The organism is Rhizobium sp. Rhizsp82, from assembly GCF_047325115.1.
GTDB lineage: Bacteria > Pseudomonadota > Alphaproteobacteria > Rhizobiales > Rhizobiaceae > Rhizobium.
On record NZ_CP168570.1, the window covers coordinates 3,366,439 to 3,377,587 of the forward strand.

The following is an 11,149-nucleotide window of genomic DNA, read 5'->3' on the forward strand; positions in this document are numbered from 1 at the left end:
TGGCTATGAGGGGTGGGGGAATGCCATTGGATTGGGACAAGCTGCGTATCTTTCACGCAGCTGCCGAAGCGGGTTCGTTCACGCATGCGGCCGACAAGTTGCATCTGTCTCAATCCGCCATCAGCCGCCAGGTCAGCGCGCTGGAGCAGGATGTCGGCACCAAGCTGTTCCACCGCCATGCGCGCGGCCTGATCCTGACGGAACAGGGCGAATTGCTCTACCGCACCGCGCATGACGTGCTGCTGAAGCTCGAAACCGTGAAGATGCAACTGACGGAGACGACGGAAACGCCGTCCGGCAAGCTGCGCGTCACGACCACGGTCGGCCTCGGCCAGGGCTGGCTGACGGACAAGATCCAGGAGTTCATGCAGCTCTACCCGGATGTGCAAATCCAGCTGATCCTCGACAACGAGGAAGTCGACGTGAACATGCGTCACGCCGATTGCGCCATCCGCCTGCGCCAGCCGCAGCAGTCCGATCTCATCCAGCGCAAGCTCTTCACCGTGCATATGCACGTCTATGCCGCGCCCTCCTATATCAACCGCTACGGCGAGCCGCAGACGGTGGAGGATCTCGACAATCACCGGATCATCACCTTCGGCGAGCCGGCGCCGAACTACCTGCTCGACGTCAACTGGCTGGAGATTGCCGGCCGCTCGTCGGACAACAAGCGCATTCCGCATCTGCAGATCAACAGCCAGACCTCGATCAAGCGCGCCTGCCTCCTCGGCATGGGCGTCGCCTGCATGCCGGACTATATCGTCGGCCGCGACCCGGGTCTGATCCAGCTGGCGATCAATGCCGATGTCCCCTCTTTCGATACTTATTTCTGCTATCCGGACGAGATCAAGAATGCCGCGAAGCTGAAGGCTTTCCGCGATTTCATCGTCACCAAGGCCAGAAACTGGAACTTCTGAGCGGGCTCGACAGACGCGAATTGTGGAATGAATTGCAGACTATGCAACCACTGCATGACTGACATGCACAAAAGAGGGGTTGCCGTTTGCACATTAAAACACCATATCGCACTTAGCTGATGCACATGGTGGCTTTTCCTCCCAGTTCCACCGCATTAGCTGTTCCCCTCTGGAGGTTTTTGACCTTCACACCTTAAAAGGGCCCCGAGCTTTCGGCGGCCCTCTTTTTTTGCCCAAATTCGCTGCGGCGCAGCATAATTTGTGCAGTGCATAGCAGGCATGCACAAAAATGCATTGCAACCTGCCCAATAAACCACCATATCGCACATAGCTGATGCATTTCGTGGTTCTCTCCCAGTGCCACCGCGTTAGCTGTTCCCCTCTGGAGGTTTATTGACCTTCACACCTTTAAAGGGCCCCGGCTTTCCGGTGGCCCTCTTTTTTTGCTTAAAATTTAATCAGAGAAATATCGTGCAACGGCTCACACCGTCGCCTCTTGCATATCGGCACACAGCGATCCATATATCGAGAAAGTTCGATTTAAGGATCGAGAACAGGCGATGGACAAGGACGAAATCCTCAAGGCACTTTCACATCCGACCCGGATGGAAATCCTCAACTGGCTGAAAAATCCGGAGGCGCATTTCGCCTCTCAGGAGCATCCGCTGGATATGGGCGTCTGCGCCAGCCAGTTCGAGCGCTGCGGCCTGTCGCAGTCGACGGTCTCCTCGCATCTCGGCACGCTGCACCGCGCCGGTCTCGTCACCACGCGCCGCGTCGGCCAGTGGATCTTCTACAAGCGAAACGAAGAAACCATCGCTGCCTTCCTGAAGCAGCTCTCCCAGGATCTTTGATATGCCCCTCGCCCTCCTCGTCCTCGCCTTGAGCTCCTTTGCGATAGGCACCACGGAATTCGTCATCATGGGTCTGCTGCCGGAAGTGGCGGCAGACCTCTCCGTCACCATTCCGCAGGCCGGCTGGCTCGTCACCGGCTACGCGCTGGCAGTGGCGATCGGCGCGCCTGTCATGGCGGTCTCGACCGCCAAGCTGAAGCGGCGCACGGCGCTGATCGCGCTGATGGCCTTCTTCATCGCCGGCAACCTGCTCTGCGCCATCGCCCCGAATTACTGGGTGCTGATGTTTGCCCGCGTCGTCACCGCCCTTTGCCACGGCGCCTTCTTCGGCATCGGCTCGGTGGTTGCAGCCGGTCTCGTCAGTGAGGACCGCAAGGCCCGCGCCGTCGCCCTGATGTTCACCGGCCTGACGCTGGCAAATGTTCTCGGCGTCCCGCTGGGCACCGCGATCGGCCAGGCCTATGGCTGGCGCTCCACCTTCGGTGTCGTCACCGTCATCGGCGTCATCACCATCATCGGCCTGATCGCCATCCTGCCGAAGGACAAGCAGGAGAAGCAGAGCAGCCTGCTTGCCGAAATCTCGGCGCTGCGCAACGGCCGCCTGTGGCTGGCGCTGTCGACCACGGTGTTCTTCTCGGCCTCGATGTTTGCGCTCTTCACCTATATCGCCCCGCTGCTGCGCGATGTCACCGGCCTGTCGCCGGAAGGCGTTACCTGGACCCTGTTCCTGATCGGCATCGGCCTCACCGTCGGCAACCTGATCGGCGGCAAGCTCGCCGACTGGAAGCTTGGCGTGACACTGGCCGGTGTCTTTGCCGCAATCGCCGTCACCTCTGTCATCTTCAGCTTCACCAGTCGCTTCTTCATCCCGGCCGAAATCACCCTGCTCGTCTGGGCGATCGCCACCTTTGCCGCCGTTCCCGCACTGCAGGTCGGCGTCGTCAGCTTCGGCAAGGATGCGCCAAACCTGGTCTCGACCATCAATATCGGCGCCTTCAACACCGGCAACGCACTCGGCGCCTGGGCCGGAGGCATGGTGATCGAGAGTGGCTTCGAGCTCACCCGCGTACCCCTCGCAGCCGCCCTCATGGCCATCATCGGCCTCGGCGCGACCGCCCTCACCTATCTTTCGGCCCGGGGCAAGACGGCCCCCGCCCCGGCCGCGTGATCCCCGCCAGAAAAGGAAAGACTTATGACCAAGCTTTTTGAACCGACACAGGTTGGCGACATCGCCGTCAAGAACCGCATCGTCATGGCTCCGCTGACCCGCAACCGCTCGCCGGGCGCTGTGCCGAACGACCTGAATGTCGAATATTACCGCCAGCGCGCCAGCGCCGGCCTGATCATCACCGAGGCAACCCCGATCACCCATCAGGGCCAGGGTTATGCCGATGTTCCCGGCCTCTATACGAAGGAAGCGCTCGATGGCTGGAAGCGCGTCACCGACGCCGTCCATGCCGGCGGCGGCAAGATCGTCGTCCAGATGTGGCATGTCGGCCGTATCTCGCACACCACGTTGCAGCCAAATGGCGGCAAGCCGGTCTCCTCGACCAACCGCGCCGCCAAGGGCAAGACCTACCTCGTCAATCCTGACGGCACCGGCACCTTCGCCGAGACTTCCGAGCCTCGCGCCTTGGAAACCTCCGAAATCCCCGGCATCATCGAGGATTATCGCAAGGCTGCCCGCGCTGCCATCGACGCCGGCTTTGACGGCGTCGAAATCCACGGCGCCAATGGTTATCTGCTCGACCAGTTCATGCGCGACGGCATCAACGACCGCACCGACCAGTATGGCGGCTCGATCGAAAACCGCACCCGCCTGACCTTTGAAGTCGTGGAAGCCGTCACCAGGGAAATCGGCGCCGGCCGCACCGCCATCCGCCTGTCGCCGGTCACGCCGTCGAACGACAGCTACGATTCGAACCCGCAGGCCGTCTTCACCCACGTGGTCGAGGGACTGGCGAAATACGATCTCGCCTATATCCATATCGTCGAAGGCCAGACCGGCGGCGAACGCGACTACAAGGGCGGCACCAACCCCTCCTTCGACTATGCAGCGCTGCGCGCCGCTTATGAAAAGGCCGGCGGCAAGGCAAGCTGGATGGTCAATAACGGCTACGACCGCGACATGGCGATCGCCGCCGCCGAAACCGGCCGCGCCGACCTCGTCGCCTTCGGCAAGCCCTTCATCGCCAACCCGGATCTCGTCGAGCGCCTGCAGAAGAACCTGCCCCTCAACGCCGGCGACCAGGCCACCTTCTACGGCGGCGGCGCCAAGGGCTACACGGACTACCCGCTGATCGACAAGGTCGCGTAAGGACTGAGTGGAAACTGAGAAATCCCGCCCAAGAGGCGGGATTTCTTTTGGGGCAGCCGGCAGCAGGCACCTACCCCCGCCTCCCTCATTCCTGTGCTTGTCACAGGAATCCAGCCACGGCGCGTCTGCGCCGTGAATGACTCGTAAGGCCGAAAGTCTCCCGCGCCCCAGGACTGGGGCGCACTGGATTCCTGTGACATCCCGTGGGCGCGACCATAAGGGCACAGGAATGAGGAAAGTGGATGGGCTGCCCCTTCAAACCGACACTCCTGCCCCTACCTTCCACCCCATGTTCGAACCCTACCTCTCCCGCTGGTCCCTCACGCCGGACGGCCGGCCGATCGTCACCCCTAGCAGCAAGCTCCTGCCCGTCCTCTGGCGCGGCAAGCCGGCCATGCTGAAGATGTCGGAGGACGAGGCGGAGCGGGCCGGTGGCGCGTTGCTGGACTGGTGGGATGGCAAGGGTGCGGCGCGCGTCTATGCCCATGACAGCCACGCCGTTCTGATGGAGCGCTCGCTCAGCCCGCAGTCGCTGCTCAGGATGGCGCATGGTGAGCAGGACGACGAGGCGACGCGGATTATCTGCCGGACCGTCAACGCTCTCCACGCCCCGCGCCAAAAGCCTTTGCCGGCGCTGATCCCGCTGGATCGATGGTTCCGCGAACTGGCGCCCGCGGCAGCGGCCCATGGCGGCACGCTTGCCGATTGCGACCGCATTGCCCGGGCATTGCTGGCCAAGCCGCAGGCTGCGGCAGTCCTCCACGGCGACATCCATCACAGCAATATCCTCGATTTCGGCGAGGACGGCTGGCTGGTAATCGATCCCAAGGGGCTCTATGGCGAGCGTGGCTTCGATTTCGCCAACACCTTTGCCAACGAGGACCTGGCGACGATCGCCGCTCCCGGCCGGCTACAGCGCCAGTTGCCGATCGTCTCGGCGGAAACCGCCCTCGAACCCCGCCGCCTGCTGCAATGGATCGTCGCCTATTCCGGCCTGTCGGCCGCATGGTTTATGGGCGACGGCTCGAAGGAGAGCGCCGATCTGCAGCTGACGGTCGCCCGCATCGCGCTTGGGGAACTCGGCTAGCCCACGATCGCCTCGCGATTGGTGAGCAGTCCCGCGGTCTTCGGCAGGCAGCCGAGCGCCACCAGCGAGGCACGCACCGCTTCATCGATCGGCGTCTGCGGCTCGCGACCGAGCTCGGCGACCAGCTTGGCATTGGACATGCGCAGCGGCTCTTTCCAGAGGTAGCGCATTTCCTTCACCTCCCGCATGACGGTGACAAAGGGTGCCGCCAGCGGCACGATCCACCAGGGAAAGGCTGCTATCTTCGCTCGCCCGCCGGAGACACGCCTGATGGCCTCGACCATCTGCTGGCCATCGCGATCCCATAAGCCGTCCATGTGATAGACGGCGAAATCGGGCAGGCTAGTGGCGCGCTCGACAAGCGCCACCATCGTCTCCGCCACATCGGGCAGATAGGCCCACTGATGACCAATGCCATCGCGTGCCGGGTTCTTCAGCGTCCGGACCGGCTTGCCCGGCGTGACGATCTGCGAGAACCAGCTGTTGCCGGTCGTGCCCAGGCCGAAGAAATCACCGGCGCGGACGATGATCACACCGGTCCCCTGCTCCGCCGCCCGCTTCAGCCGCTTTTCCATCTCGACACGGATCGCTCCCTTCTTCGTCACCGGGTTCTGCGGGCTGTCTTCGCGCAGGACAGGAAAGGCATCCGGCCCGAAATTATAGACCGTCCCCGGCAGGACGATGCGGGCGCCAACCGAGCGCGCCGCCGCGATCGTATTGTCGAGCATCGGCAGCACCAGCTTTTCCCAGTCGCGATAGCCGGGCGGGTTCACCGCATGGATGATCAGAACCGTACCCTCCGCGGCCGCGCGGACATCGCTGGCATCCATCGCATCGCCCTGCACCCATTCGACTTCAGGCATGCGCTGCGATGCAGCCTTCGCATTGCGGTTCAGCGCCCGCACCTGCCATCCGCGCTGCATCAGCTTGCGGGCAACGGCGCCACCGATACCGCCCGTGGCGCCAAGAACGAGAGCTGTCTTCCGATCCTCTGTCATCTCAATCTCCTTGATGATGACGCGATCATGCGCCCGTCGCGCGATAAACGAAATTGACGAAATACGTGCATCATCTATACATAAATCAATGAGCGAAGAACCAAGCTGGGATCTCTACCGCACCTTTCTGACCGTGCTGGCACACGGCTCGCTTTCGGCTGCCGCCCGTGAACTCGGCCTGACCCAGCCGACCATCGGCCGCCATATCGACGCTCTTGAACAGGCCGTCGGCGCCGAGCTGTTTACCCGCTCACAAAGCGGCCTGCTGCCGACGGATGCCGCACAATTGCTCGCGCCCTTCGCGCAGACCATGGCCGCAAGCTCCTCGGCCCTCTTGCGCGCCGCCTCCGGCCATCGCGACCGGATCGACGGAACGGTGAGGATCAGCGCCAGCGAAGTGATCGCCGTCGAGGTCCTGCCGCCGATCCTCGCCGCCCTTCAGGATCGCCACCCCGAGCTCGAGATCGAGCTCTCGGCCTCCGATACTGTCGAGGACCTGCTCAATCGCGAGGCCGATATCGCCGTACGGATGATGGAGCCGCAACAGGATGCGCTCGTCGTCAGGCGGATCGGCGACATCCCGATCGGCTGCTACGCCCATCACGCCTATTTGGAAAAGCACGGCACGCCGCAAACGCTGGAAGATATCAAGACGCATCGCCTGATCGGCTTCGACCGTCAGACCGCCTATGTGCGCACGATGGTGAAACGCTTCCCGGTGGCCGAAGGCATCGCCTTTTCGCTGCGCACCGACAGCTATCTTGCGCAGCTCGCCGCCATCCGCGCCGGCGCGGGCATCGGCATGTGTCAGACGGGTCTTGGGGATGCCGATCCGAACCTCAGGCGCGTTCTTCCCGGCGTCATGGACATGCATATCGGCACGTGGGTCGCCATGCATGAAAATCTGAAGACGTCGCCGCGCTGCCGCGTGGCCTTCGATGCCTTGGTCGAGGGTTTGAAGCTTTATCTGGACAGCTGTGCCATCACGCGCGCCCGGTGACGCGCGGTCAGATATTGGATTGGATCGAAGTCAGGCGCCGGGCGATGCCTCGGCCCCAGGGCTTTTCCTGAACAGGCCGTCGACCACTTCGGTCTCCGGACGGTCGCCGCCCTCGGCATATTCCTCGTGCCACTTGCCCTTATCGTCCTGCCAGCTGATCTCGGCGGAATCGCCGCCGACCTGCTGCTCGGCAGCAACAATGCGCGCAGCTTCCAGCGCTTCGGCATGTGACGGGAAGGCCTCGGAATAGACGTTGCCCAAGCGGTACGCCCAGCCTCCGTCATGCGGCACAACCTCATAAACCACCTTGACCATGCACCTCTCCTCTTTGTTTTCTTGGACGCGGCGAAAAGCTTCCGGAGATCAATCCGGCGGATCGCGGGCGATGAAACAAGATACGAGGCACGCCGCGATGTCTGTCCGGCTGACCGATTTGGGCAGTATTCCATTAAATCGGACATAGCGCAAATTTGGCGTGTAGTGGCCCCGGCTTGATTAGCGATATCATCGGCTTAGATTGTTCTGGTGAATCAATTCCGGAGCCTAGCGTGACCCTCGCCGCACGACTGAGAGACGAAAAATTCCTGGTCATCGCGGTGATTGTCGCCGCCGTCGCCTATGGCCTCGAGCACAGCATCCTGGAAATGGGCCGCGGTGCGGCGTTGATCGCCGCCGCAGCACTCGTCGGCACGATCGTGCTCGCCTCCATCCGCGTCGCCCACCATGCCGAGATCCTCGCCGTCAAGGTCGGCGATCCCTACGGCACGATGATCCTGACGCTGTCGGCCGTCCTCGTCGAGGTCATCATACTCGCCATCATGATGTCAGGCGAAAGCTCGCCGACGCTGGTGCGCGACACGATCTATTCGGCGCTGATGCTGGATATCAACGGCATCCTCGGCCTCGCCGCCCTGCTCGGTGGCCTCAAGCACGGCGAGCAGCCCTATAACGACAATTCCGGCAAGACCTACGGCGTGATGATCCTGACGGCGATCGGCATTTCGATGATCGTTCCCGAATTCGTGCCCGACGACAAATGGCACTATTATTCCGGCTTCACGATCATCGCCATGATCGCGCTCTACGGCCTCTTCCTGCGCATGCAGGTCGGCCAGCACAGCTATTTCTTCAGCTACAGCTATCCGCGCGCCGAGCGGAAAGGCAACGCACCGGACGAGCACCACACCGACGAACCGGCATCGGCGTCGATCATCACCATCCTGATCGGCGTCGTCATCATCGGCGCGCTCGCCGAATTCATGTCGGCCTTCATGACCGAGGGCCTGCGCGACACCGGCGCCCCGATCGCGCTGACCGCCATCGTCGTCGCCGCAATCTCCGCCGCCCCCGAAATCCTGACGGCGCTCCGCGCCGCGCTGAAGAACCGCATGCAGGCAACGGTCAACATCGCCATGGGCGCCTCGCTCTCGACGGTGATCCTGACGGTCCCGGTCATGGAGGCCATCGCCCTCTACACCGGCCAGCCCTTCGTCATGGCCATGACCCCGGTCCAGACGGTGATGGTCGCCATCACCCTGATTGCCGCCGCCATCAACCTCAACGACGGCGAAACCAACGCCATCGAGGGAATGACGCATTTCATTCTGTTCGCAACGTTCCTGATGCTGTCGGCGCTGGGGCTATAGAGGCGAATTCAGAATTTGAAAGCATGTGGATGATCCGCCAATGCGCGATCCACTGTTAGCAGCTTCAAGTTTTCGATCTGACACTGAGACAGCAGAAGTCGGTCGAAAGGATCGCGGGTACTCGGCTCGGGTTCAGCTGCGGTAATCACGTGGCCGACCTCGATGCCCAGCAGCGAAAGCCCCATCTCATCAAGCGACCGCGCTATCTCGTCGAGAGGCATGCCCGGGTCGAGCTTTCCCAATCTCGTCTTGATGGCAATTTCCCATAGGCTGGCAATGCTCGCGAAGCCCACAGTTTCCTGATCTACCAGCAGCTCGGGGACATCGGGAAAGCGTTCACCGACATCTCCACGCAGGATCGCCAAGATCATATGGGTGTCGAGCAGCAGCCTCATATTTAGGGCAAAGGCCGAATGAGAAAGTCTTCAGGCAATGGGTCGTCGAAATCATCGGCGATAAAAGGCACGGGATTGGTAATGCCCTTCGACTTCAAATAAGCCTGCCCCGCCGCGAGATCCAAACCGCCGCGCGGCTTGTGCGGCACCAGATCGAAAACCGGCCGTCCATTGCGGGTGACGACGATCGTCTCGCCCTCTTCCACCTCACGGGCAAGTTCGGTCAGCCGGTTTTTGGCATCTCTGATCGATACGGTTTTCATGAGACCAATGTAGCTACATGTGGCCACATCGTCAAATCGGCAAACAAAAAGCCCGCCGTCTCCGGCGGGCTTCGGTATTCCAACTGTAAAACTATCGCTTACTTGCAAGCGCCGCAGAAGCGCTGGATACGGCGGCAAGCTTCTTCCAGCAGGTCTTCGGAGGTTGCGTAGGAGATGCGGAAGTTCGGGCCGAGGCCGAAGGCCGAGCCGTGGACGACGGCAACGCCTTCGCTCTCCAGCAGCTCGGTGACGAAGTCTTCGTCGGTTTCGATGACCTTGCCCGACGGAGCGGTCTTGCCGATTAGGCCCTTGCAGGACGGATAGACGTAGAAGGCGCCTTCCGGAACCGGGCAGGAAATGCCCTTGGCCTGGTTGAGCATAGAGACGACGAGATCGCGGCGTCCTTCGAAGATCTTCTTGTTGGCCGGGATGAAGTCCTGCGGACCGTTCAGTGCTTCGACGGCGGCCCACTGGGCGATCGAGGTCGTGCCCGAGGTCTGCTGGCCCTGGATCATGTCCATCGCCTTGATCAGCTGCAGCGGGCCGGCTGCATAGCCGATGCGCCAGCCGGTCATGGCATAGGCCTTGGAGACGCCGTTCATCGTCAGCGTGCGGTCGTAGAGCGACGGCTCGACTTCGACAGGCGTCGCGAACTTGAAGTCGCCATAGGTCAGGTGCTCGTACATGTCGTCGGTCAGAACCCAGACATGCGGATGCTTGACGAGAACGTCGGTCAGCGCCTTCAGCTCGTCATGCGTATAGGCAGCGCCCGACGGGTTGGACGGCGAGTTGAACATGAACCACTTGGTCTTCGGCGTGATTGCCTTTTCGAGGTCGGCGGCCTGGAGCTTGAAGTTGTTCTCCTGGGTCGTCGCGACGAACACGGGCGTGCCGCCGCAAAGGGCTACGATCTCGGGATAGGAAACCCAGTACGGCGTCGGGATGACGACTTCATCGCCGGCGTTCAGCGTCGCCATGAAGGCGTTGAAGAGGATGTGCTTGCCGCCGGTACCGACGATCGTCTGCTCCCACGTATAGTCGAGATTGTTCTCGCGCTTGAACTTCGCGGCAATCGCCTTGCGCAGTTCCGGGATACCGGAGATCGGCGTGTACTTCGTCTCGCCGCGGCGGATCGCGTCGATCGCCGCTTCCTTGATATTGTCAGGCGTATCGAAATCCGGTTCGCCAGCGCCGAGGCCGATCACGTCGCGTCCTTTGGCTTTCAGCTCGCGCGCTTTCTGAGCGACGGCGATGGTGGCTGAAGGCTTCACACGGGAAAGAGCATCGGCAAGGAAGGCCATGATATCGGTCCTATACGGTTGAAAGGGGCAGAAAGCCGGGACCGGAATTCTGCGCTAAGGTCTATGTCCAATGTAGACAGGCATTTCAAGGGCAAAGGCGCGATGGCGCCGATGATTCTTATTGATCAATTGCCGCACCTGAAAGCCGTGCCGGAATCGTCTTTGCAGCGATGCGCTGAATCACTTTGCGAAGAACTTGAATCGATTTCTGAAGTCATCCGGATTTACCCCTTAAAATCAGAAACTTCCACGTTTCGGGCCTTTGCCGCAAATAAGCCGCAACAAATGCCGCGGCACGCCGCAATTCGGTCGTGAGCCCGCCGGGATCGAAGCCTCAATCTGGATCATCCGAAGTTGGTTATTGAGGGTAT

General features: G+C 61.6%; 13 protein-coding genes. 8 read left to right on the top strand and 5 right to left on the bottom strand.

What is annotated here, in order from left to right:
• The first annotated feature begins 20 nt into the window (after positions 1–20).
• The 5 genes from ACEN84_RS21755 (at position 21) to ACEN84_RS21775 (ending at position 5,175) form a co-directional block, all read left to right on the top strand.
• Entirely contained in the window at positions 21–917 is an 897-nt protein-coding gene (locus ACEN84_RS21755; protein WP_112386304.1) for a LysR family transcriptional regulator VtlR, read from the top strand.
• A 560-nt stretch (positions 918–1,477) separates the two neighbouring features.
• The gene (locus ACEN84_RS21760; RefSeq protein ID WP_112715713.1) at positions 1,478–1,771 is read left to right on the top strand and encodes an ArsR/SmtB family transcription factor; all 294 of its coding nucleotides are present in this window, start codon (positions 1,478–1,480) and stop codon (positions 1,769–1,771) included.
• Between the two features lies 1 nt (position 1,772).
• Positions 1,773–2,939 (top strand): MFS transporter, encoded by a 1,167-nt coding sequence (locus ACEN84_RS21765; RefSeq protein WP_112715715.1) that lies wholly within the window; start codon positions 1,773–1,775, stop codon positions 2,937–2,939.
• A 24-nt stretch (positions 2,940–2,963) separates the two neighbouring features.
• Entirely contained in the window at positions 2,964–4,088 is a 1,125-nt protein-coding gene (locus ACEN84_RS21770) for an alkene reductase (RefSeq protein ID WP_413709889.1), read from the top strand.
• Between the two features lie 289 nt (positions 4,089–4,377).
• The gene (locus ACEN84_RS21775) at positions 4,378–5,175 is read left to right on the top strand and encodes an aminoglycoside phosphotransferase family protein (RefSeq protein WP_413709890.1); all 798 of its coding nucleotides are present in this window, start codon (positions 4,378–4,380) and stop codon (positions 5,173–5,175) included.
• Here the strand turns inward: ACEN84_RS21775 and ACEN84_RS21780 are convergent.
• A complete protein-coding gene (locus tag ACEN84_RS21780; RefSeq protein WP_413709891.1) occupies positions 5,172–6,173 on the bottom strand; it encodes an SDR family NAD(P)-dependent oxidoreductase in 1,002 nt (333 codons plus the stop codon). The genes ACEN84_RS21775 and ACEN84_RS21780 overlap by 4 nt on opposite strands.
• A gap of 88 nt (positions 6,174–6,261) precedes the next feature.
• Between ACEN84_RS21780 and ACEN84_RS21785 the strand changes: the two genes are divergently transcribed.
• Positions 6,262–7,173 (top strand): LysR family transcriptional regulator, encoded by a 912-nt coding sequence (locus ACEN84_RS21785; protein ID WP_413709892.1) that lies wholly within the window; start codon positions 6,262–6,264, stop codon positions 7,171–7,173.
• 30 nt (positions 7,174–7,203) lie between these two features.
• Here ACEN84_RS21785 and ACEN84_RS21790 read toward each other — a convergent pair whose 3' ends face one another.
• On the bottom strand, positions 7,204–7,488 hold the full coding sequence (locus ACEN84_RS21790) for a DUF2188 domain-containing protein (RefSeq protein ID WP_112719298.1): 285 nt from the start codon (positions 7,486–7,488) through the stop codon (positions 7,204–7,206).
• 233 nt (positions 7,489–7,721) lie between these two features.
• Between ACEN84_RS21790 and ACEN84_RS21795 the strand changes: the two genes are divergently transcribed.
• Entirely contained in the window at positions 7,722–8,819 is a 1,098-nt protein-coding gene (locus ACEN84_RS21795) for a calcium:proton antiporter (protein ID WP_413709893.1), read from the top strand.
• Positions 8,820–8,827: 8 nt separating this feature from the next.
• Here the strand turns inward: ACEN84_RS21795 and ACEN84_RS21800 are convergent, their stop codons facing one another.
• The 3 genes from ACEN84_RS21800 to ACEN84_RS21810 all read right to left on the bottom strand — a co-directional run bounded on the left by ACEN84_RS21800 (position 8,828) and on the right by ACEN84_RS21810 (position 10,778).
• Complete coding sequence (locus tag ACEN84_RS21800) at positions 8,828–9,214, bottom strand: type II toxin-antitoxin system VapC family toxin (RefSeq protein WP_413709894.1); 387 nt, start codon at positions 9,212–9,214, stop codon at positions 8,828–8,830.
• Between the two features lie 2 nt (positions 9,215–9,216).
• Positions 9,217–9,477, bottom strand: a complete 261-nt coding sequence (locus ACEN84_RS21805) for a type II toxin-antitoxin system Phd/YefM family antitoxin (protein WP_130277858.1) — start codon at positions 9,475–9,477, stop codon at positions 9,217–9,219.
• 98 nt (positions 9,478–9,575) lie between these two features.
• Positions 9,576–10,778 (bottom strand): pyridoxal phosphate-dependent aminotransferase, encoded by a 1,203-nt coding sequence (locus ACEN84_RS21810; RefSeq protein WP_112719302.1) that lies wholly within the window; start codon positions 10,776–10,778, stop codon positions 9,576–9,578.
• A 63-nt stretch (positions 10,779–10,841) separates the two neighbouring features.
• On the opposite strand from ACEN84_RS21810, the gene ACEN84_RS21815 reads away from it, so the two are divergent.
• Entirely contained in the window at positions 10,842–11,093 is a 252-nt protein-coding gene (locus ACEN84_RS21815) for a hypothetical protein (protein WP_130277856.1), read from the top strand.
• Positions 11,094–11,149 lie beyond the last annotated feature (56 nt).

Excerpts from the sequence above, each read along its gene's own strand:
- ACEN84_RS21755 (WP_112386304.1), top strand. The coding sequence starts at position 21 with ATGCCATTGGATTGGGACAAGCTGCGTATCTTTCACGCAGCTGCCGAA.
- ACEN84_RS21760 (WP_112715713.1), top strand. The coding sequence starts at position 1,478 with ATGGACAAGGACGAAATCCTCAAGGCACTTTCACATCCGACCCGGATG.
- ACEN84_RS21765 (WP_112715715.1), top strand. The coding sequence starts at position 1,773 with ATGCCCCTCGCCCTCCTCGTCCTCGCCTTGAGCTCCTTTGCGATAGGC.
- ACEN84_RS21770 (WP_413709889.1), top strand. The coding sequence starts at position 2,964 with ATGACCAAGCTTTTTGAACCGACACAGGTTGGCGACATCGCCGTCAAG.
- ACEN84_RS21775 (WP_413709890.1), top strand. The coding sequence starts at position 4,378 with ATGTTCGAACCCTACCTCTCCCGCTGGTCCCTCACGCCGGACGGCCGG.
- ACEN84_RS21780 (WP_413709891.1), bottom strand. The coding sequence starts at position 6,173 with ATGACAGAGGATCGGAAGACAGCTCTCGTTCTTGGCGCCACGGGCGGT.
- ACEN84_RS21785 (WP_413709892.1), top strand. The coding sequence starts at position 6,262 with ATGAGCGAAGAACCAAGCTGGGATCTCTACCGCACCTTTCTGACCGTG.
- ACEN84_RS21790 (WP_112719298.1), bottom strand. The coding sequence starts at position 7,488 with ATGGTCAAGGTGGTTTATGAGGTTGTGCCGCATGACGGAGGCTGGGCG.
- ACEN84_RS21800 (WP_413709894.1), bottom strand. The coding sequence starts at position 9,214 with ATGAGGCTGCTGCTCGACACCCATATGATCTTGGCGATCCTGCGTGGA.
- ACEN84_RS21805 (WP_130277858.1), bottom strand. The coding sequence starts at position 9,477 with ATGAAAACCGTATCGATCAGAGATGCCAAAAACCGGCTGACCGAACTT.
- ACEN84_RS21810 (WP_112719302.1), bottom strand. The coding sequence starts at position 10,778 with ATGGCCTTCCTTGCCGATGCTCTTTCCCGTGTGAAGCCTTCAGCCACC.
- ACEN84_RS21815 (WP_130277856.1), top strand. The coding sequence starts at position 10,842 with ATGTCCAATGTAGACAGGCATTTCAAGGGCAAAGGCGCGATGGCGCCG.